The 26,924-nt window shown below is 66.8% G+C and carries 26 protein-coding genes; 17 read left to right on the plus strand and 9 right to left on the minus strand.

What is annotated here, in order from left to right; all coding sequences use genetic code 11:
• Positions 1-129: 129 nt before the first annotated feature.
• The 4 genes from QTN24_RS20010 to QTN24_RS20025 all read left to right on the plus strand — a co-directional run bounded on the left by QTN24_RS20010 (position 130) and on the right by QTN24_RS20025 (position 2,677).
• Positions 130-414, plus strand: coding sequence for a hypothetical protein (locus QTN24_RS20010; RefSeq protein WP_124685867.1), 285 nt, complete (start codon positions 130-132; stop codon positions 412-414).
• Positions 407-1,147 (plus strand): Fic/DOC family protein, encoded by a 741-nt coding sequence (locus tag QTN24_RS20015; RefSeq protein ID WP_313839267.1) that lies wholly within the window; start codon positions 407-409, stop codon positions 1,145-1,147. Before QTN24_RS20010 ends, QTN24_RS20015 begins: the two co-directional genes overlap by 8 nt.
• Positions 1,148-1,222: 75 nt before the next feature.
• Complete coding sequence (locus QTN24_RS20020) at positions 1,223-2,167, plus strand: LysR family transcriptional regulator (RefSeq protein WP_313839269.1); 945 nt, start codon at positions 1,223-1,225, stop codon at positions 2,165-2,167.
• Positions 2,168-2,200: 33 nt separating this feature from the next.
• Positions 2,201-2,677 carry an aminoacyl-tRNA deacylase gene (locus tag QTN24_RS20025; protein ID WP_124685864.1) on the plus strand — a complete coding sequence of 159 codons (477 nt, stop codon included), beginning with the start codon at positions 2,201-2,203 and terminating at the stop codon, positions 2,675-2,677.
• Between the two features lie 12 nt (positions 2,678-2,689).
• Here QTN24_RS20025 and eutC read toward each other — a convergent pair whose 3' ends face one another.
• Together eutC and QTN24_RS20035 are read right to left on the minus strand one after the other, a co-directional pair.
• Positions 2,690-3,493, minus strand: a complete 804-nt coding sequence (eutC, locus tag QTN24_RS20030; RefSeq protein ID WP_313839272.1) for an ethanolamine ammonia-lyase subunit EutC — start codon at positions 3,491-3,493, stop codon at positions 2,690-2,692.
• Positions 3,494-3,521: 28 nt separating this feature from the next.
• Entirely contained in the window at positions 3,522-4,904 is a 1,383-nt protein-coding gene (locus QTN24_RS20035; RefSeq protein WP_313839274.1) for an ethanolamine ammonia-lyase subunit EutB, read from the minus strand.
• A gap of 149 nt (positions 4,905-5,053) precedes the next feature.
• Here QTN24_RS20035 and QTN24_RS20040 point away from each other — a divergent pair, with 149 nt between their 5' ends.
• A complete protein-coding gene (locus QTN24_RS20040) occupies positions 5,054-6,115 on the plus strand; it encodes a hypothetical protein (protein ID WP_313839276.1) in 1,062 nt (353 codons plus the stop codon).
• Between the two features lie 72 nt (positions 6,116-6,187).
• On the opposite strand, the gene QTN24_RS20045 is transcribed toward QTN24_RS20040, so the two are convergent.
• On the minus strand, positions 6,188-6,895 hold the full coding sequence (locus QTN24_RS20045; protein WP_124685861.1) for a FadR/GntR family transcriptional regulator: 708 nt from the start codon (positions 6,893-6,895) through the stop codon (positions 6,188-6,190).
• Positions 6,896-7,024: 129 nt separating this feature from the next.
• Here QTN24_RS20045 and QTN24_RS20050 point away from each other — a divergent pair, with 129 nt between their 5' ends.
• From QTN24_RS20050 to QTN24_RS20060, 3 genes are read left to right on the plus strand one after another with little or no spacing between them, the layout of a single operon-like run.
• Positions 7,025-7,810, plus strand: a complete 786-nt coding sequence (locus QTN24_RS20050) for a (Fe-S)-binding protein (protein ID WP_313839279.1) — start codon at positions 7,025-7,027, stop codon at positions 7,808-7,810.
• A complete protein-coding gene (locus QTN24_RS20055; RefSeq protein WP_313839281.1) occupies positions 7,807-8,517 on the plus strand; it encodes a lactate utilization protein C in 711 nt (236 codons plus the stop codon). The genes QTN24_RS20050 and QTN24_RS20055 overlap by 4 nt, the downstream gene beginning before the upstream one ends.
• Positions 8,514-9,959: a LutB/LldF family L-lactate oxidation iron-sulfur protein gene (locus QTN24_RS20060; RefSeq protein WP_313839283.1), complete on the plus strand. Its 1,446-nt coding sequence runs from the start codon at positions 8,514-8,516 to the stop codon at positions 9,957-9,959. Before QTN24_RS20055 ends, QTN24_RS20060 begins: the two co-directional genes overlap by 4 nt.
• Positions 9,960-10,161: 202 nt before the next feature.
• Here the strand turns inward: QTN24_RS20060 and QTN24_RS20065 are convergent, their stop codons facing one another.
• The 3 genes from QTN24_RS20065 to QTN24_RS20075 form a co-directional block, all read right to left on the minus strand.
• Positions 10,162-11,301, minus strand: coding sequence for a CoA transferase (locus QTN24_RS20065; protein ID WP_313839285.1), 1,140 nt, complete (start codon positions 11,299-11,301; stop codon positions 10,162-10,164).
• Between the two features lie 31 nt (positions 11,302-11,332).
• The gene (locus QTN24_RS20070; RefSeq protein WP_124685856.1) at positions 11,333-12,325 is read right to left on the minus strand and encodes a Bug family tripartite tricarboxylate transporter substrate binding protein; all 993 of its coding nucleotides are present in this window, start codon (positions 12,323-12,325) and stop codon (positions 11,333-11,335) included.
• 76 nt (positions 12,326-12,401) lie between these two features.
• Positions 12,402-14,198: an acyl-CoA dehydrogenase family protein gene (locus QTN24_RS20075; RefSeq protein ID WP_313839288.1), complete on the minus strand. Its 1,797-nt coding sequence runs from the start codon at positions 14,196-14,198 to the stop codon at positions 12,402-12,404.
• Positions 14,199-14,322: 124 nt separating this feature from the next.
• On the opposite strand from QTN24_RS20075, the gene QTN24_RS20080 reads away from it, so the two are divergent.
• A complete protein-coding gene (locus tag QTN24_RS20080; RefSeq protein WP_124685854.1) occupies positions 14,323-15,210 on the plus strand; it encodes a LysR substrate-binding domain-containing protein in 888 nt (295 codons plus the stop codon).
• Positions 15,211-15,404: 194 nt separating this feature from the next.
• Here QTN24_RS20080 and QTN24_RS20085 read toward each other — a convergent pair whose 3' ends face one another.
• Positions 15,405-16,160 (minus strand): anti-sigma factor, encoded by a 756-nt coding sequence (locus tag QTN24_RS20085; RefSeq protein ID WP_313839290.1) that lies wholly within the window; start codon positions 16,158-16,160, stop codon positions 15,405-15,407.
• Positions 16,157-16,675 (minus strand): sigma-70 family RNA polymerase sigma factor, encoded by a 519-nt coding sequence (locus QTN24_RS20090; RefSeq protein WP_313839292.1) that lies wholly within the window; start codon positions 16,673-16,675, stop codon positions 16,157-16,159. Before QTN24_RS20090 ends, QTN24_RS20085 begins: the two co-directional genes overlap by 4 nt.
• Before the next feature lie 201 nt (positions 16,676-16,876).
• Here QTN24_RS20090 and QTN24_RS20095 point away from each other — a divergent pair, with 201 nt between their 5' ends.
• From QTN24_RS20095 to QTN24_RS20130, 8 genes are all read left to right on the plus strand, one after another.
• Positions 16,877-17,191, plus strand: coding sequence for a ferrous iron transport protein A (locus tag QTN24_RS20095; protein ID WP_124685851.1), 315 nt, complete (start codon positions 16,877-16,879; stop codon positions 17,189-17,191).
• Between the two features lie 31 nt (positions 17,192-17,222).
• Positions 17,223-19,082, plus strand: coding sequence for a ferrous iron transport protein B (gene feoB, locus QTN24_RS20100; RefSeq protein ID WP_313839295.1), 1,860 nt, complete (start codon positions 17,223-17,225; stop codon positions 19,080-19,082).
• Positions 19,083-19,121: 39 nt separating this feature from the next.
• A complete protein-coding gene (locus QTN24_RS20105; protein WP_313839296.1) occupies positions 19,122-19,445 on the plus strand; it encodes a DUF6587 family protein in 324 nt (107 codons plus the stop codon).
• Positions 19,446-19,802: 357 nt separating this feature from the next.
• On the plus strand, positions 19,803-20,531 hold the full coding sequence (locus QTN24_RS20110; protein WP_313839298.1) for a DUF3304 domain-containing protein: 729 nt from the start codon (positions 19,803-19,805) through the stop codon (positions 20,529-20,531).
• A 72-nt stretch (positions 20,532-20,603) separates the two neighbouring features.
• Positions 20,604-21,383 (plus strand): hypothetical protein, encoded by a 780-nt coding sequence (locus QTN24_RS20115; protein ID WP_313839299.1) that lies wholly within the window; start codon positions 20,604-20,606, stop codon positions 21,381-21,383.
• A gap of 9 nt (positions 21,384-21,392) precedes the next feature.
• Entirely contained in the window at positions 21,393-22,235 is an 843-nt protein-coding gene (locus tag QTN24_RS20120; RefSeq protein WP_313839301.1) for a hypothetical protein, read from the plus strand.
• 9 nt (positions 22,236-22,244) lie between these two features.
• Positions 22,245-23,069, plus strand: a complete 825-nt coding sequence (locus tag QTN24_RS20125) for a hypothetical protein (RefSeq protein WP_313839303.1) — start codon at positions 22,245-22,247, stop codon at positions 23,067-23,069.
• Entirely contained in the window at positions 23,062-25,290 is a 2,229-nt protein-coding gene (locus tag QTN24_RS20130) for a DUF2235 domain-containing protein (protein ID WP_313839305.1), read from the plus strand. Before QTN24_RS20125 ends, QTN24_RS20130 begins: the two co-directional genes overlap by 8 nt.
• Before the next feature lie 97 nt (positions 25,291-25,387).
• Here the strand turns inward: QTN24_RS20130 and QTN24_RS20135 are convergent, their stop codons facing one another.
• On the minus strand, positions 25,388-26,770 hold the full coding sequence (locus QTN24_RS20135) for a hypothetical protein (protein WP_313839306.1): 1,383 nt from the start codon (positions 26,768-26,770) through the stop codon (positions 25,388-25,390).
• Between the last annotated feature and the right edge of the window lie 154 nt (positions 26,771-26,924).

The following is a 26,924-nucleotide window of genomic DNA, read 5'->3' on the forward strand; positions in this document are numbered from 1 at the left end:
CCGGGCGACCGGCCGCGCCCGCACCATCCGCCACGGCCTGTCTGCGGACAGGCCGTGTTGCTTTTGGGAGGTTGACCGGCCCCGGCAAACCCGCTAATTTGGGCCCATGTCACTCTGCCGCGAGGCACCATGGGACGCTCCCACCCCCCCACGTCATTGCCTGCCGAACTGGACGCCCTGCCCACGACCCAGGTCAGCGAATTCGTCCGCGACTTTGCCCTGGCCCACGACGTGCGATTCCAGCGCACCGCCCTGGACGACTGGACCGAGGCCGTGACCCGGGCGTCCGGCGACGATGTCTCGCTCGATGCCACCGAGAAGCTGCTGGTCGCGCTGAAGAAGCGGCATCTCATCAACGGCCGGCAGATGGCCCGCCTGATGACCAACCACATGCGGGAACGCAAGCGTGTTTGATCCGTTCGGTGATTTCGCTAGCGCGGGCTATCTCCGGAACTTCGAACAGCTCAAGGACCTGGATGAAGTCAAGATCCAGGAACACGCCTTCTTCGAGGCCAACCTGGAAGAAGCGCTGGATTATCTTGCCACCATCCCCGACGCGATCCAGTACGAACACTTCCTCGCTGTCCACGCAATTCTTTTTCGCGATTTCTACCCGTGGGCGGGACAGGACCGCCAGATGCTGGGGGTCGGGCGACTCGTCGCCAAGGGCGACGTCCAGTTCGAAGTCTCGGAACTCAGCCGCCAGGCAGTCTGCTGGGGTCTGCGCATGGGCGCAGACGCCGCGGTCATGCGACGCAAGCCCGGTGTCGTGATGGGCGCTTTCGCGTGGGGCCACCCGTTCCTGGATGGCAACGGCCGCACGATGCTGCTGGTCCACACCGCCTTGTGCGGACGCGCAGGGTTTTCCGTTGACTGGCGCCAGTCGCGCAAGAACGGTTATCTGGAAGCGCTGACGGCGGAGCTGCGCACACCGGACCAAGGCATTCTCGATGCGTATCTCCAGCCGCTGATCTGCCCGCTGATTCCGCAACAGAACTGGGTGTCCCGGCTGGTCGACCTGCCGGGCCTGGATGGCCGCAGCCGCCCGGACGACAACATCGCGTACCAGCAGGGCGACCTCGCCGCACTGGCCCGCTATCAGGAGGCCGCTCGCGCGCGCGACGACAGCCTTGGCGGCCACGAATAGCCGCTTCTGACCCCGCCACCATGGCAAACTGAGGGGCCTTCGGGCCCCTTTTTTCGTTTCCGCGCCAGCCCTGCCATGGATCTCAACGCCCTGCGCCTGTTCGTCGATATCGTCGACGCCGGCAATCTCAGCGCCGCCGCGCGCAAGCTCAAGATGACGCGCGCCAATGTCAGCTACCACCTCAAGGCGCTGGAGGAGGAGCTTGGCGTGCAGTTGCTGCGGCGGACCACGCGTCACGTGGAGCCGACGCCGGTGGGTGCCGGGCTGTACGAGCACGGGCGCAACATCCTGGGCGAAGTGGCCGCCGCGAATGCGCTGATCAGCAGCATGGGCAAGAGCCTGCAGGGGCATGTGCGGCTGTCGGTACCGACCGGGCTGGGCCATGCCATGCTGTCGCCGCTGCTGGTGCAGTTCAAGCAGCGCTACCCCGACATCACGCTCGACGTCGTGTTCGACAACCGCATCCACAACCTTGTCTCAGAGGACGTGGAGGTGGCGCTGCGCATCATCTCGACGCCGCCCGATTCGGTGGTGGCGACCGAGATCGGCACCGTCGACTGGGTGGTCTGCGCGGCGCCGGCCTACCTGGCCACGCGCGGCCGGCCGGTGGCGCTGGCCGAGCTGGCCGGGCATGCCATCGTGTGCGCGTCGCCGATTGGCCAGAAGCTCAAGGCGGCGGGTATCCGGCACGACACCGGCGAGCGGGAACAGGTGGTGCTGGAGCCGACGCTGAGTTCCGAGAACTTCGCCTTCCTGAAGGATGCGGTGGTCAGCGGCCTGGGCATCGGCATCTTTCCGCTCTACGCGGTGCACAAGGACCTGCAGGCCGGCGCGCTGGAGCCGCTGCTGGCGGACTACCGCATCAGCGTGTTCGGCAGCCGGCTGTACATGCTGACGATGCCGAACCGCTACCAGACCATGGCCACGCGCTACCTGCTGACGTTCCTCAAGACCGAGCTGCAGGCAATCTGGCCCCGCATGGGCGGCGACAGTGCCTATAGTGAGAGCACCGAGGACTAGTCCGCGCCCCGCGGCGCGGGGAGGAAGACGATCATGGCAATGGCAGGCACACTGGCTGGCCGGCTCAGCCGCATGAACAGCCGGTTCGACATCATCCGCCATCCATACAGCCTCAGCAGCATGGCCACGGCGCACGCCGCGCACGTGCCGGGCCATCGGCTGGCCAAGACGCTGCTGCTGGAGGACGAAGGCGGCTACGTGGCCGCGGTGATCCCGTCGAACCATCACCTGCAGCTTTCGGCGCTGTGCGAGATGACTGGCCGCAAGCTCGTGCTGGCGCACGAGGACGAGATCCGCGAGGTGTTCAAGGACTGCGACCTGGGCGCGATTCCGCCCTGCGCCATGTCGTACGGCATGCAGACCTACGTCGACGACAGCCTGTTCGACGAGCCCGAAGTCTGGTTCGAGGCGGGCGACCACCTGGAGCTGGTGCACATGGACCGCGACCAGTTCATGAAGCTGATGGAAGACGCCCAGCGCGGCCGCTTCTCGCGGCTCATGATGTCGTAGCGGCAGCAGCCGTCACGTCCCTGGCAGCGTCGCCGTCCCGGCGGCGCTGTCGTCCTTCAGGTCCACCCCCGACCGCCCCAGCGCCACCGCTCCCCTGAGCAGGAAAACCAGTCGATCCGCCGCGTGCGCGTACGGCAGCCCTTCCGGCCGCACGTTCGAGATGCAGTTGCGCTGTGCGTCGGTGCGGCCGATGCGGGGGTCGTACGTCAGGTAGATGCCCAGGCTGTCGGGCGAACTCAGGCCCGGGCGCTCGCCGATCAGCATCACCACCTGGCGCGCGCGCAGCCGTTCGCCGATGTCGTCGCCCAGCGCCACGCGCGCCTGTTCGGCGATGACCACCGGCCCCACGCGCCACTGCGACAGCCGCGCCAGCACCGCCTCCAGCAGCGGCACCGCATGGCGCTGGGCGGCAAGCGCGGACAGGCCATCGGCGATCACGAACACCACGTCCCACGGCTGGCCGTCAGGCGCCAGCCGGCCCTGGCTGTCGGCATCGAGCCGGCGGCCCAGGTCGGGCCGGCGCAGGTACGTCTCGCGGTCGGGGGCGGCACTGTGGACCCGCACGACCGGGTGGCCGGCCTGCCGCAGCATGGTGTCGATGGCCGGCGCGTCCAGCGGCAGGTGCACTGCGTCGCGGGCCTGCGCGTGGGCCAGGCCGAATGCCAGGATTGTGTCGGTGGTCTGCGCGTGGCCCGTGCGGCCGATGGCCACGCGGGCGCGCGTGAATTGCCGCAGGCGGCGCCAGGGGTCGGACGACTCCGGCGGGACGGCTGGGACGTTCGGGACGTCCGGCACGGTCGGCGGTGTTTTCGGCATCGGCGGTCTCCGGGGGCGTGTCAGCGTGTCAGAGCGATGCGGCCATCGCCAGCAGCGGCTGGCGCGCGGCGGGGTCCAGCAGTTTGCCGGCGCCGTCGAGGATGCCCATCGCCTGCAGCCAGCGCTCGAACTCGGGCGCGGGCCGCAGCCCCAGCACCTGGCGCAGGTACAGCGCGTCGTGGAACGACGTGCTCTGGTAGTTCAGCATGATGTCGTCGGCGCCGGGCACACCCATGATGAAGTTGATGCCGGCCACGCCGAACAGCGTCAGCAGCGTGTCCATGTCGTCCTGGTCGGCCTCGGCGTGGTTCGTGTAGCAGACGTCGCAGCCCATCGGCACGCCCAGCAGCTTGCCGCAGAAATGGTCCTCCAGCCCGGCGCGGATGATCTGCTTGCCGTCGTACAGGTACTCGGGGCCGATGAAGCCGACCACCGTGTTCACCAGCAGCGGCTCGAAGTGGCGCGCCACGGCATAGGCGCGGGCCTCCATCGTCTGCTGGTCCACGCCGTGGTGCGCGTTGGCCGACAGCGCGCTGCCCTGGCCGGTCTCGAAGTACATGACGTTCTGGCCCACCGTGCCGCGCCCTAGCGCCAGCGCCGCCTGCCGCGCCTCGTCCAGCACCGCCAGCGAGATGCCGAACGCGGCGTTGGCGGCCTGGCTGCCGGCCACGGACTGGAACACCAGGTCCACTGGCGCCCCCTGCTCCATCGCGCGCAGCGTGTTGGTCACGTGGGTCAGCACGCAGGATTGGGTCGGCACGTCGTAGCGGGCGCGGATGTCGTCGATCAGCTTCAGCAGCGTGACGATGGCGCCCAGGTTGTCGCCGGCCGGGTTGACGCCGATGGTGGCATCGCCGCAGCCGTAGAGCAGGCCGTCGACGATGGACGCCGCGATGCCGCGCGGGTCGTCGGTCGGGTGGTTCGGCTGCAGCCGCACGGCCAGCCGGCCCGGCAGCCCGATGGTGCCGCGAAACGCCGTGACCACGCGGCACTTGCGCGCCACGGCCACGAGGTCCTGGTTGCGCATCAGCTTGCTTGCGGCGGCCGCCATCTCGGGCGTGATGCCGGGCGCCACGCGCGCCAGCGTGGCCGAATCGGTCTCTTCGCGCAGCAGCCAGTTGCGGAAGTCGCCCACGGTCAGGCTGGCGATCTCCGCAAACGCGGCGGCGTCATGGCTGTCTACGATCAGCCGCGTGACCTCGTCGTCCTCGTACGGCACCAGCGCCTCGGTCAGGCACCGGGCCAGCGGCATCTCGGCCAGCGCCATGCGCGCCGCCATGCGTTCCTCCTCGCTGGCGGCGGCCACGCCGGCCAGTGCATCGCCCGAGCGCGCGGGGCTGGCCCGCGCCAGCAGCGTGCGCAGGTCGACAAACACGTGCCGGCGGCTGCCGACGGTATGGGTGAAGGCCATGCGGTCTCCTGGGGGTGGCTGCCCTGCTGCCTACTATAGGCGACGCCAACGACGCAAGTTCCGCGCCGGGCGCGCGGCCGACTTGCCATTGTTACGCGGCACATCGACAATCCGCCTACCCGTTCCACCTTCACCGTGCTTTGCCACCCATGCCGCAGTGTGATACCCCGGAAGACCGCGCCGACGACGGCGTTGCCATCGCCCCCGCCGCCCCCGCGCCCTGGCGCTGGCCGACCGTCACCATCGTGTCCTACGTGCTGACCGCCGGGGCGCTGCTGCTGGTCATGCACGCCAACCTCGTGGCCGCCCTGCTGTCGGGGCTGCTGCTGTACTCGCTGGTCGACGTGCTGGCGCCCCGCCTGACCCATTCCCGGCGCGACGCGCTGGCCGTGGCCATCCTGTCGGCCATCATCCTGCTGGCGCTCACGGGCGGCATCTGGGCGCTGGTCCACTTCCTGAACGTCGACAGCGCCACGGTGGAGCGGTTGCTGGACCACGCGGCCGACATCATCGACCAGTCCCGCGCGCAGCTACCCACCTGGCTCAGCGACTACCTGCCCAGCGGCACCGAGGAACTGGTCACCACGCTGCTGGCCGCCATGCGCGAGCACGCGCAGATGGCGCAGCGGCTGGGCACCGACATCCTGCGCACGCTGCTCCATATCCTGCTGGGCCTGATTATCGGCGCGATGGTGGCGCTGTACCGGGCCATCTCGCGGCCCAACCGCCGCCCGCTGGCCGCCGCGCTGATCGACCGCGCCCGCACGCTGCAGCAGTCGTTCGCGCAGTTCATCTTCGCCCAAATCCAGATCTCGTCGATCAACACCGCGCTGACCGCCGTCTACCTGCTGCTGGTGCTGCCGCTGTTCGACCAGCACCTGCCGCTGTCAAAGACGCTGGTGGCCATCACGTTCATCGCCGGGCTGCTGCCGGTGCTGGGCAACCTGATCTCGAACACGGCCATCGTGATCGCGTCGCTGTCGGTGTCGCTGCCCATCGCCATCGGGTCGCTGCTCTACCTGGTGATCATCCACAAGCTCGAATACTTCCTGAACGCGCGCATCATCGGCGCGCGTATACAGGCCGCCGCGTGGGAGTTGCTGACCGTGATGCTGGTGATGGAGACGCTGTACGGCATCCCCGGCGTCATTGCCGGTCCCATCTTCTACGCCTACGTCAAGCGGGAGCTGACCACGTCCGGGATGGTGTAGCGGCACCCCACGGCGCGGCCCCAAGTGCCTGATTCCATTGGAAAGTCGTACGCAGCAACTGGTACGACCAATTCAGGCGCCGTCGCCTTCCACCTTGCTGCGCACGAAGTCGATATGGGTCTGCATGGCCGTGCGGGCCTCCTCGGGCCGCCGGGCCAGGATGGCCTCGCAGAGCGTGCGGTGCTGGCGCAGCAGCAGGTCCGGCGACTCGCCGTCGGACTCCCGCAGCCCCGTGCCGTTGACCGTGATGTGCTCGCGCAGCATGCCGATCACGCTGGTGTGCAGGTGCAGGAACATCGTGTTGTGCGATGCCTGCGCGATGGCGTCGTGCAGCCGGGCATCGGCATCGGCCTCGCCGGCCTTGTCGTCGGCGCGCCGCGCGCGTTCCAGATCCTTCAACAGCGCCCGTATACGCTTCAGGTCGGCCGCGTCGGCACGTAGCGCCGCGAAGTAGGCGGTGGCGCCTTCCAGCACGCGACGGAACTCCAGGATGTCGTCGCGCAGCGCCGGGTGGTCGGCCACGAGCTGGCCCCAGGGCGAGGCGATGCCGGTGCGCAACTGGTCGGTCACGTAGACGCCCGCGCCCCGCCGGCTTTGCAGCAGGCCGCGCGCGGCCAGCCGCTGGATGGCCTCGCGGATCGTGTTGCGCGCCACCGCGTACTGCTCGGCCAGCACGCGCTCGGCGGGCAGCCGGGCGCCAACGGGCCACGTGCCGTCCAGCAGCGCGGTCTCCATCCTGCGCATGACGTCTTCCACGCGGTTGCGTGCGCTGCCCCCCATCGATTCCCTTTCCTTCCACGGTGCCGCCGGATTGGTCCAACCAATTTGCGCTCCGGCGCGAGAGCGGGAATTATGCGCCCAAAAATGCCGCGGCGCGTGTCGCCCGTGGCCGCGCCACCGGAGGCAGACATGCAACCCAGGCAGTACCCCACCATCATTCCCAAGCAGGTGTATCTGTTCGGCACCTGCCTGGTCGACCTGTTCGTCCCGCAAGCCGGCCTGGATGCCGTGCGCCTGCTGGAGCGCGAAGGGCTGACCGTCCACTTTCCGCGCGGCCAGAGCTGCTGCGGCCAGCCGGCCTACAGCAGCGGCAATCCCGAGCAGGCCCGCAAGGTGGCCCGCGCCCAGCTGGACCTGTTCCGCGAGCCATGGCCGATCATCGTGCCGTCGGGCTCGTGCGGCGGGATGATGCGGCACCACTGGCCGAAGCTGTTTGCCGACGCTGGCGCCACCGGCAGCGAGGCCGCCATGCTGGCCAGCGACATCGCCGGCCGCGTCTACGAACTGGCCGAGTTCCTGCTCAACGTGCTGCACGTCCGCTTCGATACCGCGCCAGCGGGCCACTCCGAGCGCGTGGTGCTGCACACGTCGTGCGCCGCGCGCCGCGAGATGGGCACGCGCAGCCATGGCGTGGCACTGGTCGATGCCTTGCCGGGCATCACGCGCGTGGAGCACGAGCGCGAATCCGAATGCTGCGGCTTTGGCGGCACGTTCTCGCTGAAGCACGCCGACATCTCGGGCGCGATGGTGCGCGACAAGGTCGCCTCGGCCTGCGCCACCGGCTGCGACCGCCTGGTATCGGCCGACTGCGGCTGCCTGCTCAACATCGGCCACGCGGCGGCCCACGCCGGCGCGCCGCTGCCCGTGGAACACCTGGCGTCGTTCCTGTGGCGCCGCACCGGAGGTGCCGCATGACCGCCATGAGCGCCCGCGAGCGGATGCTGGGCCGCCTGCGCGCCGCCGCGCCCGATGCCGGGACCACGCTGGCGCACGACACCGCCGCGCTGGACCGCCGCATCGACCAGCATTTCGACAGCCGCCGTGGCGAGCGCCCGGCCGTGGCCGCGATGGTCGCGTCGATGCAGGCCGCGCTGACCGCCTCGCACGCGGAGGTCGTCTGTACCGATGCGGCCGGCTGGCCGGCCTGGGTCGCCAGCCGGCTGGCCGCCGCAGGCGTGCGCCGGCTGCTGCTGGACACGGCCCGCCCCGAAGGCACTGCGCTGGCCCGGGCGCTGCCCGCCGGCATCGCCACCGTTGCGTTCGACCGCCCGCTCGAAGCCTGGAAGGCCGAGCTGTTCGACACCATCGACGCCGGCTTCACGGTCGCCCGCTCGGGGCTGGCCGCCACCGGCACGCTGGTGCTGGCGCCCGACGCGAGCTCGCCGCGCACGATGTCGCTGGTGCCGCCGATCCACATCGCGCTGGTGTACGCGTCGGCGCTGCACCCCGACCTGCACAGCGCGGTGCGCGCCGAACGCTGGGCCGACGGCATGCCGACCAACCTGGTCATGGTGTCCGGCCCGTCCAAGACCTCGGACATCCAGCAGACGCTGGCCTACGGCGCGCACGGCCCGCGCCAGCTCTGGGTCGTGATCGTCACCGACGGAGACGCCGCGCCATGAGCGAGCAAACCCTGCATTTCGTCCCCAGCCAGGACTTTCGCGCCCGCGCCCGCGAGGCGCTGGACGACCCCAAGCTGCGCAAGAGCTTTCGCGGCGCGATGGATTTCCTGCAGCAGAAACGCGCCGTGCAGTTTCCCGATGGCGACGAGCTGGAGCGCCTGCGCGACCTGGGCGAGGCCGTGCGCCAGCACGCGCTGGCCCACCTGCCGGACCTGCTGACGGAACTGGAAGCCAACCTGACGCGCGCCGGCGTGCAGGTGCACTGGGCAGAGACCGCCGACGAGGCCAACGCGATCATCCACGGCATCGCGCAGCGGCACGCCGCGCGGCGCGTGATCAAGGGCAAGTCGATGGCCAGCGAGGAAATGGAGCTGAACCATTACCTGGCCGCGCGCGGCATCGACTGCATCGAATCCGACATGGGCGAGTACATCGTGCAGCTGGCCGACGAAAAGCCGTCGCACATCGTCATGCCGGCCATCCACAAGACCAAGGCCGACATCGCCACGCTGTTCACGCAGCACATTCCCGACACGCCCTACACCGAGGACGTCGACGCGCTGATCCAGACCGGCCGCCGCGCGCTGCGCCAGGCGTTTGTGGATGCCGACATCGGCCTGTCCGGCGTGAACTTCGCGGCGGCCGACACCGGCACGCTGTGGCTGGTGGAAAACGAGGGCAACGGCCGGCTGTCGACAACCGTGCCGGACGTGCACGTGGCCATCATGGGCATGGAAAAAGTGGTGGCCCGGCTGTCGCATATCGTGCCGCTGTCGAGCCTGCTCACGCGCTCGGCCACCGGGCAGGCCATCACCACGTACTTCAACCTGATCTCGGGCCCGCGCCGCGCGGGCGAGCAGGACGGCCCGCGCGAGGTGCACCTGGTGCTGCTGGACAACGGCCGCAGCCAGGCCTACGCCGACGCCCAGTTGCGCGCGACGCTGCAATGCATTCGCTGCGGCGCCTGCATGAACCACTGCCCGGTCTACACGCGCATCGGCGGCCATGCCTATGGCACGACTTATCCGGGCCCGATCGGCAAGATCATCTCGCCCCACCTGCTGGGCCTGGACGCCACGGCCGACCTGCCCACGGCGTCGAGCCTGTGCGGCGCCTGCGGCGAGGTCTGCCCGGTGCGCATCCCGATCCCGCAGCTGCTGGTGCGCCTGCGCACCGAGGCCAACCGCAACCCGGACGAGGCGGTGCCCCATCCGCTCAAGGGCCAGGGCGCGCGCTACAGCCGCCGCGAACACCTGGTCTGGCGCTTCTGGAGCGGCGCGTTCGCGCATCCGGCGGCCTACCGGCTGTTCCGATGGGCCGCCACGCGGCTGCGCATGTTCACGCCGTCGGCGCAAATGGGCTGGACGCAGCACCGCCAGCCGCTGACACCGGCGCCGCGCAGCCTGTCCGACCTGCTGGCGGCACGCGATCAGCCGGAGTAGGGGCGGGGGAGAGGTGGCGTCCGGTGGTCGGTCGTGCTCCCCTCTCCCGCGAAGTGGGAGAGGGGTCGGGGGTGAGGGCCGGCGGCTCAAGATGCCATCGTCGCGCTTTGGACTGCCTTGCCCTCACCCCCAGCCCCTCTCCCGCATGCGGGAGAGGGGAGCAACAAGTGGCGAGCCCTGCCGTCCTGGCCTTCGCCCCCCCTCAATCGTTCGCCGCCTCCCGTGGCAGGAACGCGTGGCCCTCCGTCAGCGGCGCGTACCGGTACGTGGCCGGGGTGCGGCTCAGCTTGACCGGGGCGCCCAGGCCCTTGTAGCCGCCGGGCATCTCCACGACCATCTCGCGGTGCGCGGTGTGCGGGTGCGTCAGGGCGTCGGGCACCGACAGCACCGGCGCGCACGGCACGCCGGCGGCGGACAGTTCGTCGGCCAGCACCTTGCCGTCCCAAGTGGCCAGCCTCGATTCCAGCGTGCCTTTCAACTGCGCGCGGTTGACCGAGCGCGCGCCGGCCGTGGCAAAGCGTTCGTCGTCGGCCAGTTCGGCCACGCCGATGTGCGCGCAGAAGATGCGGAACTGGCGGTCGTTGCCGACGGCCAGGAAGATGGGGTCGGTGGCCGTGGCCACCGTGTCGTACGGGTAGATGTTCGGATGGGCGTTGCCGGTGCGGCCCGGCGTCTTGCCGCTCATGAACCAGTTGGCCGCGTGCGGATGCAGCAGCGACAGGCCCGAATCGTAGAGCGCCGCCTCGACGAACTGGCCGCGCCCGCTGCGTTCGCGCTCCTGCAGCGCCAGCAGCACGCCCAGCGCCGCGTTCAGGCCCGTGACCATGTCGACCACGGGCAGCCCTACGCGCAGCGCGTCGCCGTCGGGCTCGCCGTTGATGCTCATGATGCCGGCCATGGCCTGGATTGCCGCGTCGTAGCCGGGCAGGCCGCCCAGCGGGCCGTCGGCGCCAAAGCCCGACACGCGGCAGTGCACCAGCCGCGGGAACTGCTGCGACAGCGCGTCGAAGCCCAGCCCCCATTTCTCCATCGTGCCGGTCTTGAAGTTCTCGACCAGCACGTCGGCGTCGGCCAGCAGCGCCAGCAGCACCTGCCGGTCGGCGTCGGCCGTCAGGTCCAGCTTCATCACGCGCTTGTTGCGGTTCAGGCCGAAGTAGTAGGACGCCACGCCGTCGCGGAACGGCGGGCCCCAGGTGCGGGTGTCGTCGCCCTGGGGCGGTTCGATCTTGAGCACGTCGGCGCCGTGGTCGCCGAGGATCTGGCCGCAGAACGGGCCGCCGAGGATGCGCGACAGGTCCACCACGCGGATGCCTGCCAGCGCGCCGGTCTTGGTTGGCGTCATTGTCTCTTCCTGTGTGTTCTTCTGTTGGGGCTCAGTCCAGCTGCGCGCCGGACTTCTGCACCACGGCACGCCACTTGCCGACCTCGGCCTTCACGAACGTCCCGAGCTGTTCCGGCGACGTGGACGGCGCCAGTTCCAGCCCTTGCGCCAGCAGCGTCTTGCGGACGTCGGGCTGCTGCAGCGCGTCTGCGAACGCGCGGTTCAGCTTGCCAATGACGGGGGCCGGCGTGCCGGCCGGTGCCACCACGCCGAAGAATACCGAAACATCGAAGCCCGGGACACCCTGCTCGGCCACGGTCGGCACGTCGGGCAGCGCCTGCGAGCGGCCCTTTGTGGTCACGCCCAGCGCCCGCACTTTGCCGCTCTTGATGAACGGCAGCGCGGTCAGCACGTCGGTGAACGTCATGCTGACCTGCCCGCCCAGCAGGTCGTTCAGCGCCGGGCCGGTGCCCTTGTACGGCACGTGCTGGAAGTCGGTGCCGGCCAGGTTGTTGAACAGCACGCCGGCCAGGTGCGACGACGCCCCGTTGCCGGACGACGCATAGGTCAGCTTGCCCGGATGCGCGCGCCCGTAGGCAATCAGCTCCTGCACGTTCTTCGCCGGCACGGCCGGGTTGACCACCAGCACGTTGGGCAGGTGGCCGATCTGGATCACCGGCGCGAAGCTCTTGACCGGATCGTAGTTGATCTTGCGATACAGGCTCACGTTGATCGCCAGCGGCGCCGACGTGCCGAACATCAGCGTGTAGCCGTCCGGCTCGGCGCGCGCCACCACCTCGGCGCCGATATTGCCGCCCGCGCCGGCGCGGTTTTCCACCACCACGGGCTGGCCCAGGCTGTTCTTGAGCGCGGCGGCCAGCGTGCGGGCCATGGCATCGGTGGGGCCGCCCGGCGGGTACGTCACCACCAGCATGATGGGCTTGCTCGGGAAATCCTTCTGCGCCAGCGCGGGCGTGGCCAGCAGCGTGCAGGCGGCGAACGAGGCGATGGCGGACAGGGCCGCGCGGCGGTGCCAGTGGGGCATGATGCGTTGTCTCCGGGTAAGGCGGGTCTGGGATCGGCGCGGTCCTGGCCGCGCCTGTATCGATACGGCTGGAACGTCAGAACAGGTTGATGGCGTCGACCGCGCCGGCCGCGCGCACGGGGGCGTCGGCGGGCGGGGCCACGGTATCGGCCAGCCAGTCGGGCTCGGTGCCGCCGGCCAGCGGGTCCTGCGGCAGCACGCGATGCACGAGCACCAGCTGCGCCAGGCGCATGCGCCGGACCGATCCGATGCGGCCGGCTTCCCACGCCATCGCCACGGCGCTGGTCACGTGATACAGCCCGGAGGCCGCCTGGCGGGCCAGCACGTCGCCATCGGCGCCGGCGTCAGCCGCCTGCGCGGCCTGGGCCTTGGCGCGGTCGATGGCCGACGCGAACACGGTGCGCGCGCGGTCGTGCAGCGGGGTATCGGCAAGCAGCCCTTGCAGGTAGGCGCGCAGCACCGGCAGCGAGCCTTCGCGGCGGATGGCGCGCAGCACGTCGAGCGCGACGATGTTGCTCGTGCCTTCCCAGATCGACCCCAGGTGCGCGTCGCGCACCAGGCGCGGGTCGGTCCATTCCTCGATGTAGCCGCAGCCGCCGCGCATCTCCATGGCGTCGCCGGTGACCTTGCGGGCGTCGCGGCAGGCGCGGAACTTGATGAGCGGCGTCAGGATGCGCATCAGCGGATAGGCGTCGGGCTCGCCGGCATCGGCGCGGCGCAGCGCCTCGGCGGTCTGGAACACCATCGTGCGCGCCTGCTCGGTGGGCAGCGCAAGCTTGAGCAGCTGGCGGCGCATCAGCGGCATGTCCGCCAGCCGCTTGCCGAATGCGCGGCGCTCGGCGGCGATGAACTGGCCCTCGGTCAGCGCGCGGCGCATCAGCCCGGCGGCGCGCACGCCGTTGGACAGCCGCGAGTTGTTGATCATGTCGGCCATCTGCACGAAGCCGCGCCCCGGTTCGCCCACCAGGTAGGCGTGGGCGCCCTCCAGCCGGATCTCGCCGCTGGCCATCGAGCGGGTGCCGAGCTTGTCCTTGAGGCGGATGATGCGGTAGTGGTTGGCGCTGCCGTCGGCCAGCGTGCGTGGCAGCAGGAACAACGACACGCCCTTGATGCCGTCGACCGCCGTGCCGTCGGCCTCTTCCACGCGGGCCAGCACCATCGCCAGCGCGGCGTCGGGGTTGGAGCAGAACCACTTGTCGCCCACCAGGCGCCAGCCGCCCTCGGCGCCGGCATCGCGGATGGCGCGCGTGGCCGTGGCGGCCACGTCGGAGCCCGCGCCCTGCTCGGTCATGAACATGGCGCCCTGGTACAGGTCGTCGAACACCTGCGTGGTCAGGTTGGGCAGGAAGCGCTGCACCAGCGCCGGATCGCCGAACTTGCGCAGCGTCCGCGTCAGTGAATCGGTCATCGACAGCGGGCAGCACAGGCCGAACTCGGCCTGCACGAACAGGTAGGTCAGCGCGTACTTGGCGGCGGGCGGCATTGGCTTGTCCCAGCCCAGCACGCCACCCCGGTGCGACACCGCCGCGAGGCCGAATTCCGCAAAGGCCACGCGCTCCAGTTCCACGTAGGCCGGATGCTTGTGGATGCGCTGGGCGTCGAGCCCGGTGCGCGTGCGGTGCGACAGCGTGGGCGGCGCATGGTCGGCCACGTTGGCGAGTTCGTCGAGCACGCCGCCGGCCAGCGCGCCCATGCGCTCCAGGTGCGGCAGCAGGTGGTTGAACAGGTCGGCCGGCAGGTAGAGCGGCAGCAGCGCGCGCAGGTCCGGATCGGCCGCGAACAGGCTGGCGCCGTGGCGGTCCGGCACCGGATGGGCGTCGGGCTGGGCGGGCGCGGGTGGGTTGGGGGCGGTGCGGGCGGCGCGGGCGGGCATGCAGGTCTCCGGAGTCTCCCTGCCCTGCGGAACGGGGCGGGATGGTTTGGGATGCATTATTTGATCGCCAACGATTTGCGTCCAATTCTAAAATTGGCTCGATCCATACAAATTCTGTATCGCCATGGAATTCCGTCACCTCCGTTACTTTCTGGTGCTGGCCGAGGAGCTGCACTTCGGGCGCGCCGCCCGGCGCCTGTCGATCTCGCAGCCGCCGCTGTCGCTCAACATCCAGCAGCTGGAGGCGTCGGTGGGCGCCCGGCTGTTCGAGCGCGACAGCCGGGGCGTGCGGCTGACGGCGGCCGGCCGGGCGTTCCGGGAATCGGCCATCGCGCTGCTGGCCCAAGCGGAGTCGGCCCGGCTGCTGGCGCGCGAGATCGAGGCCGGCGCGGTGGGCCGGCTGCGCGTGGGCTTTGTCGGGTCGATGCTGTACCGGGGGCTGCCCCAGCGGCTCCAGGAATTCCAGGCGCGCTATCCGGGCATCCATGTGGCGTTGACCGAACTCAACTCGCAGGAGCAGATCGACGCGCTGCTGCATGGCGAGCTGGATGCCGGCTTTGTCCACACCAGCCGGGTGCCCGACGAACTGGCGGCCACGCTGGCCCATTCGGAGCCCTTTGTCTGCTGCATGCCGGCCGATCACCCGCTGGCCACCCGCCCGGCGGTGGCGCTGGCCGACCTGCGCGGCGAGCCGTTCGTGCTGTTCTCGCGCAAGGCGTCGCCCGACTACTACAGCCGGATCTTCGACATGTGCGCCGCGCAGGGCTTCTACCCGCGCATCCGCCACGAGGTGCGGCACTGGCTGTCGGTGGTATCGCTGGTGTCGCAGGGCATGGGCGTGGCGGTGGTGCCGGCGGCCATGGCGCGCTCGGGCATGGCCGGCGCGGCGTTCCGGCCGCTGGCCGATGCCACGGTGCCGTCCGAGGTGTACTGCGTCTGGAAGCAGGCGCCCGACCATCCGGCGCGCGACCATTTCGTCGAAACGGTCCGGCAGGCCGCACCGGGGGCCTGAAAAGAAAAAAGCCACTGGTCCAGAGAACCAGTGGCCTGAAGTACGCGTGGAACGGGGTGTTCAGCGTGCGTGCAGCTTATGCCCGGGGGCCGGGCGGTACCAATACCGCAAATGCGTTATTTGATTGGAAAAGTCGCCCGGACGGCCCAATTCCTGCGCCGGACGATGGTAATCCCCAAGGTCCGGCCCCGGTGTCATGTACGCCCTGGATCAACCGCCTGCTGGACCGGCCGCGCCGACGGGATGTCGGTGGGCGTAACCACGGCGTAGAGATAGCGCCCGTTGCGCCAGTACTGGGCCATCAGGTTGCCCTCGGTCCGGGCGCCGTTGCGCAGGTGCAGCGCGCCAGACGGCCGTACGTAATAGACGATGGCCTGCGCCTGCGGGTTGCGGTACAGGATCATCGCCGCCGGGCCCTGTTCGGTGGACATCAGCCGGCCGCCGACGGGCCGGAAGCCATGGGCCGAGAAATCGGGCAGCGGGGCCGGCTGCACGAAATGGCGGTCCAGCCAGACCTGGAGGTCGCGGGCGTCGCTGGCCCGGACGTCGACCATCTGCGCGGCATCGCCGGCGGCAAAGAGGCGGTAGGCCGACATCGCATCGGCCATCGGCAGGTAGGTCTGGCGCAGCGCCATGTCGCGCCCCTGCCAGCCGCCCACGCCGCCCAGGGCCAGCGCCATGACCAGCGAGGCGGCGATGGCCACGCGGTGCCGGGCGCGGTCGCGCAGGCCGCGGCGGATGCGGAACGGGTCGAGCCGGGCCGGGGTATCGGCCGGCGGCGGCTCCAGGCTCGCGCGCAGGCGCTGCATGTCGTGCCGGATCGCGTCGACCTCCCGGGCCAGTTCGGGATGGCTGGCGACCAGGGCGTCGATCTGCGCACGCCGCGCGGCGTCCAGCTCGCCATCGACATAGGCGTGGAGTTCCGGTTCGGTGGGCATCAGCGTATTCATTTGAGCACCTGCAGGGGAGGACGGACGACCTTGCCGTCGGTCAGCGCGCGCAGCGCCTTGCGGGCGCGCGAGAGGCGGGACATCACGGTGCCGATGGGCACGTCGAGCGCCTGGGCGGCTTCCTGATAGCTCAGCCCTTCCACGGTGACCAGCAGCAGCAGCGCGCGCTGTTCAGGGGTGAGCTGGTTGAAGCCGTCCAGCGCGGAGCGGGTCATCACCACGTCCTCGGCGGACGGCGCGCTGTCCTCGTCGCTGCCCACGCCGAACAGCGTCAGCAGGCCGGCATAGCGCTGGGCGCGGCGCTGGCCGTCCAGGAACAGCCGGTAGAGGATCGAGAACAGCCACGCGCGCAGGTCGGTGCCTGCCTGGCGGGACGCCCGGCGCGACAGCGCGCGCTCCAGGCAGGCCTGGACCAGATCGTCGGCGCTCGACGCGTTGCGCGTCAGCGAGACGGCAAAGCGGCGCAGCCGGGGAATCACTTCGCGCAGCGTGTCGTCGGTGAAATCTAAATCCATGGGATGAGGAATGGGGGTCGGTCTTCCGTATACGAATGGGGCCGGCGGCTATTCCCGCAAACATTACAAACGGCTAACAAGACCCCGGCTACAGCACGCAAGTGGCGCGAATGCTATACAATCGAGAACGATTTTTATTTACGTATCCGACAGGATTTTCCCTGTTGCGCGGCGGCGATCCCGCCTCTGGACTGGAAGCATATGCGGTTGCCTGAACTGCCCCGGCGCACGGTCGCCATCGTCAAGTCGGTGGATGATGCCACCCCGAACGACCCCGTCGCGCGACGCCTGCGCGATCTTGGCTTCGTGCCCGGCGAAACCGTGCAGATTGTCACGTTCGGCCCGTTCGGCAAGGACCCGCTGGTGGCCCAGGTAGGCTTCACGCGATTTGCCCTGCGCCGCTCGGAAGCCGAGCGCATCGCCGTGGAAGTGGCTTCGGCCACCGTCTCCAGCATCGCCCCGGCCGAGCAGGCCGGCCAGTCCGCCGCGTCCGACGCCGCCCAGCGCATCGCCTGACGGCCTGCCCGCCGACCTTTCTCCCCCCATCATGTCAGTTGCCCAGAACGCCTCCGCCTTGCGCATCGCGCTGGTCGGCAACCCCAATTGCGGCAAGACCGCCCTGTTCAACCGCCTGACCGGCAGCCGCCAGAAGGTGGCCAACTACGCCGGCGTGACCGTCGAGCGCAAGGAAGGCCAGTTCACGTCGCCGGCCGGCCGGACGGTCCGCATCCTCGACCTGCCCGGCGCTTACAGCCTGCATTCGGCCAGCCTGGACGAGGCCATCACGCGCGAGGTCTGCATGGGCCAGCGCCCCGGCGAGGCGCGGCCAGACCTGCTGGTGTCGGTGGTGGACGCCACCAACCTGCGTCTGCACCTGCGCTTCGTGCTGGAGTTGCGCCGGCTGGGCCTGCCGATGGTGGTTGTGCTCAACATGAGCGACGCCGCCGCGCGGCGCGGCATCCTGATCGACCGCGAGGCGCTGTCGCGCGCGCTGGGCGTACCCGTGGTGCAGACCGTGGCCGTCAAGCGCGATGGCGCCGCGGCGCTGGTGAAGCTGTTCGACGAGACGCTGCCGCCCGCCCCGCCCGCGCAGCCGCTGGACAGCGTGAGCGAGCTGGACACCCACGCCGAGGTCAAGCGCCTGCTGGACGCCGCCGTGAAGATGCCCGCCCGCACCGCCCGCTTCGACGACGCGGTGGACCGCGTGGTGCTGCATCCGGTGTTCGGCCTGGTGATCCTGGCCGTGCTGCTGTTCTTCATGTTCCAGGCCGTGTTCTCGTGGGCCGAGCCGATGATGGACGCCATCGAGAGCGGCATCCACGTGTTCGGCGCATGGCTGGGAGCCCTGATGCCCGACGGCATGCTCAAGAGCCTGCTGGTCGACGGCCTGATCGCCGGGCTGGGCAGCGTGGTGGTGTTCCTGCCGCAGATCCTGATCCTGTTCCTGTTCATCCTGACGCTTGAGGAATCGGGCTACCTGCCGCGCGCCGCGTTCCTGCTGGACCGGCTGATGATGGGCGCGGGGCTGTCGGGCCGGTCGTTCATCCCGCTGCTGTCGAGCTTTGCCTGCGCGATCCCGGGGATCATGGCCACCCGCACGATCCAGGACCCGCGCGACCGGCTGACCACGATCCTGGTGGCGCCGCTGATGACGTGTTCGGCGCGGCTGCCGGTCTATGCGCTGCTGATCGGCGCGTTCATCCCGGAACGGACCGTGGCCGGGCTGTTCAACCTGCAGGGGCTGGTGCTGTTCGTGCTCTACGTGGCCGGCATCGTCAGCGCGCTGGTGGTGGCCTACGTGCTGAAGTGGTTCCGCCGCGACCGCACCGACCATCCGCTGCTGATGGAGTTGCCGTCGTACCGGGTGCCGAATCCGCGCGACATCGCCATCGGGCTGTGGGAACGCGCGCGCATCTTCCTGGCCCGCGTGGGCAAGGTGATCCTGACGCTGACGGTGCTGCTGTGGTTCCTGGCCACGTTCCCGTCGCCGCCCGAAGGCGCCACGCTGCCGCCCATCGACTACAGCTTCGCGGGCATGATCGGCCGCGCGCTGGAGCACGTGTTCGCGCCAATCGGCTTCAACTGGCAGATCTGTATCGCGCTGGTGCCGGGCCTGGCCGCGCGCGAGGTGGCGGTGGGTGCGCTGGCCACGGTCTATGCGCTGTCGGGCAGCGACGAGGCGGTGGCCGTGCAGCTTGCGCCGATGATCGCCGCGCAGTGGTCGCTGGCCACGGCGCTGTCGCTGCTGGCGTGGTACGTGTTTGCGCCGCAGTGCATTTCCACGCTGGCGGTGATCCGTCGCGAGACCAATTCCTGGAAGGTGATGGCCGCATCGGCCGCCTACCTGACCGGGCTGGCCTACCTGGCGTCGTTCATCACCTATCGCGTGGCGCTGCTGCTGACCTGAACGGAGGAAACTGGCGTGCCGCACGCCAGTCAAACGGCCATGACGCTCTATCACGCCTTTGAAACCCTGATCGTTCCGCTGATCGTGCTGGCCTGCGCGATCCACGTGGCGGGCCGATACATGCCCCGCACGCGCGAGCGCATCAAGGCCAGTCTGGCGGCCACGCTAGGCGGCGCCTCGGCACCCGGCTGGCGCGGCTGGCTGGCCCGCTGGCTCTCGCCCACCCAGGCGGCGGGCTGCGCCTCGGGATGCGAAACCAACAGCGGATGCGGCACCTGCGGCTCGAATACCTCCAGCGGGGCAGGTTCCCCGGACAGCAAGGCCAGTGACGAACAGATCATTCGCTTCGTCCGCAAAACCTGACATCCACGAAATCCGACAGCAAGCGACAAACATGAACGGCGACCCCAGGGTCGCCGTTTTTGCTTTGGCGCTGATAAGCGTCCACCGCAAATAGCAATAGTCCGATTTGTCGCCTGCTTTTGATCGTCATTTGCTCATGTCGAGATTGGCCGTTCTCAGTCGAATCGAAGCGGCGTAACGTCCTCGCGCCGGGGTGGGTCTCGTCATCGTGCAGCCATGTATAGCCCCTCCCGATCAAGCATTTACGCCTGCAAAGAGGGTCACAACATGAAAAGAAGGTGGTTGGGAGCACTGCTGTTAGCCATGACATGCATGGCGGGGTGCGACGCAGTGTCATCGCAACCCACGTATGGTGGATTGAGCATCGCGGGCTTTAACTACACGCCGTACAACCTGAGCCGGTTTGTGATTACGGATGAGTTTGGGAACAGCGCGAGTGGTGGGGGAGATCTGATGCCCGGATCCGGTGAGGGCTCCCTGAGTTGCTGCTACAACCTGAAAGGGACCGAATTCACGGTGAAGTGGGACGTCTACGACGCCGACGAGGCCATTCGCTCCCTCGATGCTGGCGAGCGAATTCAGAAGATTAGCAAAACGACGCACGTCCATTTGCCCCCCACCAAGATCAAGGGAGAAACCGGCATGCGGGTGCTGGGCTTGCACTTCTATCCTGATGATCACGTGGAATTCGAGTTCCGAACGGATCTGCGCGGCTCTCGAATTCACTATGTGGAGATATGGAGCTGGCTACGCAAGACTCACCGGAAACTCATCAATCCAGATAGCGAAGACGAGACCAGCGTTGTGTTTCGTCGAACTGCTCGCCTTGCCGCAGGCGGCTGGCTCAAGTACCGCCTCACCGATACGAAAGACCTCCAGCAATACGTCTATTTCACGCTGCTGAATCCGCGATTTGATCAGCATCCCGCCATCCAGCAAATCATTGCAGAGTTCAAGGACAAGCCAGGTGCGTTTGGCACGGCCATGGAGAGCCTGAGCGCGCCACTCGTTGAAGAACTGAAACGGGACAAGTTCAAGAAGACCGCGACAGGAGTCACCAATGCTGAACCGACGCCCGGTGATTAACAACAGGGAATGAGGAACGTGCTGAAAGGGTCGAACATGAATAGAAGGCTGATAGGGATACTGCTTTTCGCCATGACATGGATGGCAGGGTGCGACGCAGTGTCGTCAGAACCCACTTATGGTGGATTGAGCATCGCGGGATTCAACTACACGCCGTACAACCTGAGCCGGTTTGTGATTACCGATGAGTATGGGAACAGCGCGAGTGGTGGCGGTGACCTGCCACCGGGGTCCGGTGCCGGAAGACTTAGTTGCTGCTACAACCTGAAAGGGACCGATTTCACTGTGAAATGGGTGGTCTACGATGCGGACGAAGCGATCCGTTCGCTCGATGCGGGTGAGCGAATCCAGACGATCACGAAGACAGCAAAATTCCATCTGCCCGCAACCGAGATCAAGGGCGAGCCCGGCATGCGGGTACTCGGCTTGCACTTCTATCCAGACGACAGTTTGGACTTCGAATTCCGAACCGATCTGCGCGGCACACGGATCTTCTATTCAGACATTGATTCGTGGCTGTTCAAGAAGCAGGGAAAAACTTTTAATAGCACCATGGAAGATTGGGTTGCCTTCCGCAGAACGGCAAGGATCGCCGGACAAGGTTGGATCAAATACCGACTAACCGATACACAGGATCTGCAGCAGTACGTTTACTACACCCTCTTGATCAATCCGAACTTCGACGCGCATCCCGCCATCCAGCAAATCATTGCAGAGACCAAGGACAAGCCGGGCGCGTTTGGCACGGCCATGGAGAGCCTGAGCGCGCCACTCGTTGAAGAACTGAAACGGGACAAGTTCGAGAAGGCCGCGACAGGAGTCACCAATACTGAACCGACGCCCGGTGATTAACAACAGGGAATGAAGAACGTGCTGAAAGGATCGAACATGAATAGAAAGCTGATAGGGATACTGCTTTTCGCCATGACATGGATGACAGGGTGCGACGCAGTGTCGTCAGAACCCGCTTATGGCGGATTGAGCATCGCAGGATTCAACTACACGCCGTACAACCTGAGCCGGTTTGTGATTACGGATGAGTATGGGAACAGCGCGAGTGGTGGGGGAGATCTGATGCCCGGCTCTGGCGCAGGTTCGCTTAGTTGCTGCTACAACCTGAAAGGGACCGATTTCACTGTGAAATGGGTGGTCTACGATGCGGACGAAGCGATCCGTTCCCTCGATGCTGGCGAGCGAATTCAGAAGATTAGCAAAACGACGCACGTCCATTTGCCCCCCACCAAGATCAAGGGAGATGCTGGCATGCGGGTGCTGGGACTGCACTTCTATCCTGATGATCACGTGGAATTCGAGTTCCGAACGGATCTGCGCGGTACGCGGATTCAATACGCGGATATATGGGACTGGCTGCGAAAGACCCATAAAAATCTCATCAATCCTAACGAAGACCATAGCAGCGTTGAGTTTCGTCGAGCCGCACGCCTTGCCGCAGGCGGCTGGCTCAAGTACCGCCTCACCGATACGAAAGACCTCCAGCAATACGTCTATTTCGCGCTGCTGAATCCGCGATTTGATCAGCATCCCGCCATCCAGCAAATCATGGCCGAGACCAAGGACAAGCCGGGCGCATTTGGCACGGCCATGGAGAGCCTGAGCGCACCACTCGTTGAAGAACTGAAACGGGACAAGTTCAAGAAGGCCTCAACGGGAGTCACCAATGCTGAACCGACGCCCAGTGATTAACAACAGGGAATGAAGAACGTGCTGAAAGGGTCGAACATGAATAGAAAGCTGATAGGGATACTGCTATTCGCCATGACATGGATAGCAGGGTGCGACGCAGTGTCGTCAGTACCCACTTATGGCGGATTGAGCATCGCGGGATTCAACTACACGCCGTACAACCTGAGCCGGTTTGTGATTACGGATGAGTTTGGGAACAGCGCGAGTGGTGGGGGGGATCTACCACCTGGGTCTGGCGCAGGTTCGCTTAGTTGCTGCTACAACCTGAAAGGGACCGATTTCACTGTGAAATGGGTGGTCTACGATGCGGATGAAGCGATCCGTTCGCTCGATGCGGGTGAGCGAATCCAGACGATCACGAAGACAGCAAAATTCCATCTGCCCGCAACCGAGATCAAGGGCGAGCCCGGCATGCGGGTACTCGGCTTGCACTTTTATCCAGACGACAGTTTGGACTTCGAATTTCGAACCGATCTGCGCGGCACACGGATCTTCTATTCAGACATTGATTCGTGGCTGTTCAAGAAGCAGGGAAAAACTTTTAATAGCACCATGGAAGATTGGGTTGCCTTCCGCAGAACGGCAAGGATCGCCGGACAAGGTTGGATCAAATACCGACTAACCGATACACAGGATCTGCAGCAGTACGTTTACTACACCCTTTTCGTCAATCCGAACTTCGACGCGCATCCCGCCATCCAGCAAATCATTGCCGACACCAAGGACAAGCCAGGTGCGTTTGGTGCAGCCATGGAGAACCTGGCTGCGCCGATCGTCAAGGAGTTGAAGCAGAACACGTTCAAGCAAGCTGCCACAGGAGCGAACCATGACTGACTCTTGGAAAATCAATCCTGCAGACGCCACACCCCACGAGGTGTTGGACGGCATGCTCATTTCTGACAAGGCGCTAAAACGTGACGAGTGCATCCCGTGTGGCGCGATTGTCAAGATGGGGTTCTTCTTCGATGGCTTCGGACGTCACAGGGACCAGGACGATCCGAAGACATCCCGTTACTCGAACATATGCCGACTTTGGGAAGCACATCGGGATAACGACGACCGCCGGCGCAAGGGTTTTCCCAACCAGTTCTGGTACCGCTTCTACTACTCCGGCCTCGGCACACCGCTGAACAAGGACGCCGAGAACAGCGAGATTATCTCGGGGGCAACCAAGGCAGGAAAATCGGCGGTGAATCTCGCCACAAAGACGGCCACGAACACCGCCACGAAAGCAACCGGCGTGTCCAAGATCCTGGATATCCCAAAGATTCCCGGCAAGGTGGCAGAGAAGGCGTTATCCGAAGCCTTCGATGAGATGTCGTGGCGCCCGGTTGCAAGGATCCATGACGATATTCTCAAGGAAGCAAACGCCATCCCGGCCAAAGCTGGACGCGTACTGGCCTTTGCGACCGAAAGCCGGTGGGTCGCGCGCGGCAAGGCATCGGTCCGGGCAGCGCTGTATGACATCAAGAAGAATCCGCTCAAGGCCGCGGCGGTTGCCGTGAAATCCATCGCCGTTGATATGGGAATTGATTCCATTCCCTTCCTGCGCGACAGCCATGCGGCCGCGATGGTGTTTGGAACCAGCGTCCACGACCGTCTGCAGTGTGCCTTGAAGCAATTCGAAGCGGCCTATCGCGATGTGACGTCGCAGATGGACAAGGTCCAATACTTTGAAGTCTCGGTGTTTGGGGCGGATCGGGGCGGCGTGATCGCACGCGCGTTCGTGAATGAACTGGTTCGCAAGTACAAGCAGCGCACGGATCTGGATCTGCGTATCGGCGGCGAGTGGGGCAAGGAAGGCCATCCCATCGAAATCCGGTTTCTCGGCTTGCTCGATTCCGTGTCCTCGGTCATGGCCGCGAATGAGTTGCTCAGTATGGTGCCGGTCATCGGGATGGTTAAACAGCACCACGGCGACCGCGAGCTTGCCGTCCCTGCCATCGTCCAGAAATGCGTCCATTTTGCGGCGGCGCACGAACTGCGTTTCTATCAACGGCTCGATAGCCTGGAGAACACGCGGGGTGAGCAATATCTCTACCCGGGGACCAGCGAGGACATCACGGGTGGTGCCCCACCCGGGTCGTTGGGATTCCGTGGAGAACTGCAACGCATCGTACTGAGAGACATGTTGCATGAGGCGCTCATGGCCGGGGCAAGGCTCGACACGGTGCTAGAACTAGGGAACTATAAGCCGGAGACTTACGAAAAATTCTCGCTGGCGCCAACCATCACCCAAGGCAACGCCAGTTACAAGATCCCGGATCTGATTTCTGCGTATCGTGAACTCGTGCCGCGCAAGGAAGGGCTCGATTTCACCGCCCATATGGAAGTGTTCCTCCGCTGGCTGGCGGTGCGTTACCAGTCGCCGGCGTTTCGCACATTGCTGAACGAACCCGCCGAGGATCTGAAACGGCAGCATCGGGAAACGGCGCAGGCAGCCCGAGAGGCCGAAGACGCGTACCGGGCCGAAAGACAACGTACGTCCTTTGATCGCGAGGCGATGGCTGCGGCCTGGATCCGTATGTCCGAGGCACACGATGCCGAGCGCGAATCGCTTCGAAATACGTTGGGAGCGTTGCAACGTCCCTCCATGAAGGTGTGGGACCGCATCGGTGAGGAGGCGGCATCGCAAACGCGATGGCTATCAACGCAGGCCGGGATAAAAAGGGCGGCAGACCTCGCCAAAACACAGCCCCACGACAATGACGACATGAAGAACGCGGCCGATATATTGGAGTCGATGCTAATGAGCCCCGAGGCACTGACGCTTGCCACTGCGTGGAAGGAGGGCGCCACGGGCATGAATCCATTGCCCGAGAAAGTCATGATGCTGTTCGACATGCTGGTTCATGACACGATGCTGACCAGTTGGCACGATCACGTCCTGTCGCCAACGTTGTACTTCCAGACGCGCGCTACCGATACCTTCGGCCTGACCGACGAAGTGGAGGAGGCAAAGCAGAGAGAACAGGATGAGACCTGGGCAAAGCGCATCGACGCGACGCCCGACATGAGGGAATCCACTCGGTGGTCGATTCAGTTTCCCCACTAACTCAATAGTACGTAGAAAGGGGGACGCTTCTCCCGTTTAGCCATAAAGAAGGCCCGCCATCGCGGCGGGCCTTCGTCCGTCCGGAGATCCTGAAGCCTTACTGCGCCGTGCCCGGAATCATCAGCGAGACCGGCGTGTCCGTGCCGGCCGTGCAGGTGGCCTTGAGCATGAACGGTCCCGAGCCAGTTGGCACGATATTGCGCGAGTTGTCGGTCAGCGCCGGAGTCAGCGTGACCGGCCCGCTCACCACGCTCCAGGCCCACGTGCCGTTGCAGTTCATGATGCCGTTGTCGTTGCCGCGCTCCATGATGTGTGCCGCCACCGGGATGCCGCCGCCCGGCACCACCAGCGGGTTCGGGCCATCGTAGACCAGCGCCCACTTCGGCGTCTCGGTGACCAGCAGCGTGGCGCGCGGCTTGGCGGACAGCGTCAGGCTGCCAGCCATCTCGGACAACATGCTCTGCAGTGGCTGCGACCCATTCGGCCGGCTCGTCGTCACCGTGGTGACGTGCGTGGTGCCGTTGATGAGCGCCGCCAGCGAGGGCGAGGTGGTGGTGATGGCCCACAGGCCAGTGAAATCGGCCGTTGCATCGATATTGTCGTTGCGCACCACCTGCGAGTTGTACTGCTGCGGATAGCCGTTGAGCACGTTCAGCGCGTTGATCTGCTGGCCGTACTGCGACAGCACCAGCCGGTACGTCTGCACGCTCGTCTTGAACACCGACACGGGGAAGGCGCCGGTCAGCGTGTTGCCGTCGGGCGCGGTCACCTGGACGCTGACGACGGACAGCGCGGGCGTGTCGCTGGTGTTCGCGCCGACCAGCGTGCCCACGTTCGTCGCGCCGCTCACCTGGACCGCGGACGTGCTGCTGCGCCACGTCCAGCCCGTGCCGGCCGAGGAGCGATCCGCGCCGTCGCTGTCGATCAGCGATGCGGTCACCGGCAGCACCTGCCCGTTGGTCATCGACAGCACCGGATACGGCAGCGCCAGGCTGTAGGTGCGCGTGCCCGGCGCCACCACGGTAATCGTCGCGGCCACCTGCGGCAGCACGGTGGTGGCGCCGGCGCTGCCGGCCACCGTCGCGCCCACGGAGACCGTGGCCGTGCCGACGCCCACGCCCGTGACCACGGCGCTGCCGGGAACGGTGGCGCCCGCCACGGCGGCGATCGAGGGATGGCTGGACGACCATGTGAAGGTCGTCGCGCCCGTGACATCGTTGCCAAGGTCGTCCACAACCGACGCCGTCAGCGAAATCGTGCTGCCCACGCCCACCTGGCCCGACGTGCGGTTGATGACCAGCGTGTACGACTTGGCAACCGGCGTGGCCGTGCCGCCGCCCGGATTGCTGGCACCCCCGCCGGTATCGGCCGGCGCCGTCGTGCCCGCGCCGGAGCCGCCGCCCCCGCCGCCCCCGCATGCCGCCATCAGCATCGCCGTCGCGATGCACGCGACCCAGCCGCTCCACTTGCGTGTGCGCATGATTTGTCCCCCGTTATTGTCGGTCCCGTCCCGAGTGCTATCAGCCTAGGCGCGATAGGCAAGGTCCTGTACCGGCCAGATGATTGAGCGGCGGCGCACATATCGGGTGGAGGTCCCCCCGATCGGGCTAGGGCTGGACGCCCCGGAATACGCC

This window comes from Cupriavidus sp. SZY C1, from assembly GCF_032190535.1.
Classification (GTDB): Bacteria; Pseudomonadota; Gammaproteobacteria; order Burkholderiales; family Burkholderiaceae; genus Cupriavidus; species Cupriavidus pauculus_C.

Excerpts from the sequence above, each read along its gene's own strand:
- QTN24_RS20010 (WP_124685867.1), top strand. The coding sequence starts at position 130 with ATGGGACGCTCCCACCCCCCCACGTCATTGCCTGCCGAACTGGACGCC.
- QTN24_RS20020 (WP_313839269.1), top strand. The coding sequence starts at position 1,223 with ATGGATCTCAACGCCCTGCGCCTGTTCGTCGATATCGTCGACGCCGGC.
- QTN24_RS20025 (WP_124685864.1), top strand. The coding sequence starts at position 2,201 with ATGGCAATGGCAGGCACACTGGCTGGCCGGCTCAGCCGCATGAACAGC.
- eutC (WP_313839272.1), bottom strand. The coding sequence starts at position 3,493 with ATGCCGAAAACACCGCCGACCGTGCCGGACGTCCCGAACGTCCCAGCC.
- QTN24_RS20035 (WP_313839274.1), bottom strand. The coding sequence starts at position 4,904 with ATGGCCTTCACCCATACCGTCGGCAGCCGCCGGCACGTGTTTGTCGAC.
- QTN24_RS20040 (WP_313839276.1), top strand. The coding sequence starts at position 5,054 with ATGCCGCAGTGTGATACCCCGGAAGACCGCGCCGACGACGGCGTTGCC.
- QTN24_RS20045 (WP_124685861.1), bottom strand. The coding sequence starts at position 6,895 with ATGGGGGGCAGCGCACGCAACCGCGTGGAAGACGTCATGCGCAGGATG.
- QTN24_RS20050 (WP_313839279.1), top strand. The coding sequence starts at position 7,025 with ATGCAACCCAGGCAGTACCCCACCATCATTCCCAAGCAGGTGTATCTG.
- QTN24_RS20055 (WP_313839281.1), top strand. The coding sequence starts at position 7,807 with ATGACCGCCATGAGCGCCCGCGAGCGGATGCTGGGCCGCCTGCGCGCC.
- QTN24_RS20060 (WP_313839283.1), top strand. The coding sequence starts at position 8,514 with ATGAGCGAGCAAACCCTGCATTTCGTCCCCAGCCAGGACTTTCGCGCC.
- QTN24_RS20065 (WP_313839285.1), bottom strand. The coding sequence starts at position 11,301 with ATGACGCCAACCAAGACCGGCGCGCTGGCAGGCATCCGCGTGGTGGAC.
- QTN24_RS20070 (WP_124685856.1), bottom strand. The coding sequence starts at position 12,325 with ATGCCCCACTGGCACCGCCGCGCGGCCCTGTCCGCCATCGCCTCGTTC.
- QTN24_RS20075 (WP_313839288.1), bottom strand. The coding sequence starts at position 14,198 with ATGCCCGCCCGCGCCGCCCGCACCGCCCCCAACCCACCCGCGCCCGCC.
- QTN24_RS20080 (WP_124685854.1), top strand. The coding sequence starts at position 14,323 with ATGGAATTCCGTCACCTCCGTTACTTTCTGGTGCTGGCCGAGGAGCTG.
- QTN24_RS20085 (WP_313839290.1), bottom strand. The coding sequence starts at position 16,160 with ATGAATACGCTGATGCCCACCGAACCGGAACTCCACGCCTATGTCGAT.
- QTN24_RS20090 (WP_313839292.1), bottom strand. The coding sequence starts at position 16,675 with ATGGATTTAGATTTCACCGACGACACGCTGCGCGAAGTGATTCCCCGG.
- QTN24_RS20095 (WP_124685851.1), top strand. The coding sequence starts at position 16,877 with ATGCGGTTGCCTGAACTGCCCCGGCGCACGGTCGCCATCGTCAAGTCG.
- feoB (WP_313839295.1), top strand. The coding sequence starts at position 17,223 with ATGTCAGTTGCCCAGAACGCCTCCGCCTTGCGCATCGCGCTGGTCGGC.
- QTN24_RS20105 (WP_313839296.1), top strand. The coding sequence starts at position 19,122 with ATGACGCTCTATCACGCCTTTGAAACCCTGATCGTTCCGCTGATCGTG.
- QTN24_RS20115 (WP_313839299.1), top strand. The coding sequence starts at position 20,604 with ATGACATGGATGGCAGGGTGCGACGCAGTGTCGTCAGAACCCACTTAT.
- QTN24_RS20120 (WP_313839301.1), top strand. The coding sequence starts at position 21,393 with ATGAAGAACGTGCTGAAAGGATCGAACATGAATAGAAAGCTGATAGGG.
- QTN24_RS20125 (WP_313839303.1), top strand. The coding sequence starts at position 22,245 with ATGAAGAACGTGCTGAAAGGGTCGAACATGAATAGAAAGCTGATAGGG.
- QTN24_RS20130 (WP_313839305.1), top strand. The coding sequence starts at position 23,062 with ATGACTGACTCTTGGAAAATCAATCCTGCAGACGCCACACCCCACGAG.
- QTN24_RS20135 (WP_313839306.1), bottom strand. The coding sequence starts at position 26,770 with ATGCGCACACGCAAGTGGAGCGGCTGGGTCGCGTGCATCGCGACGGCG.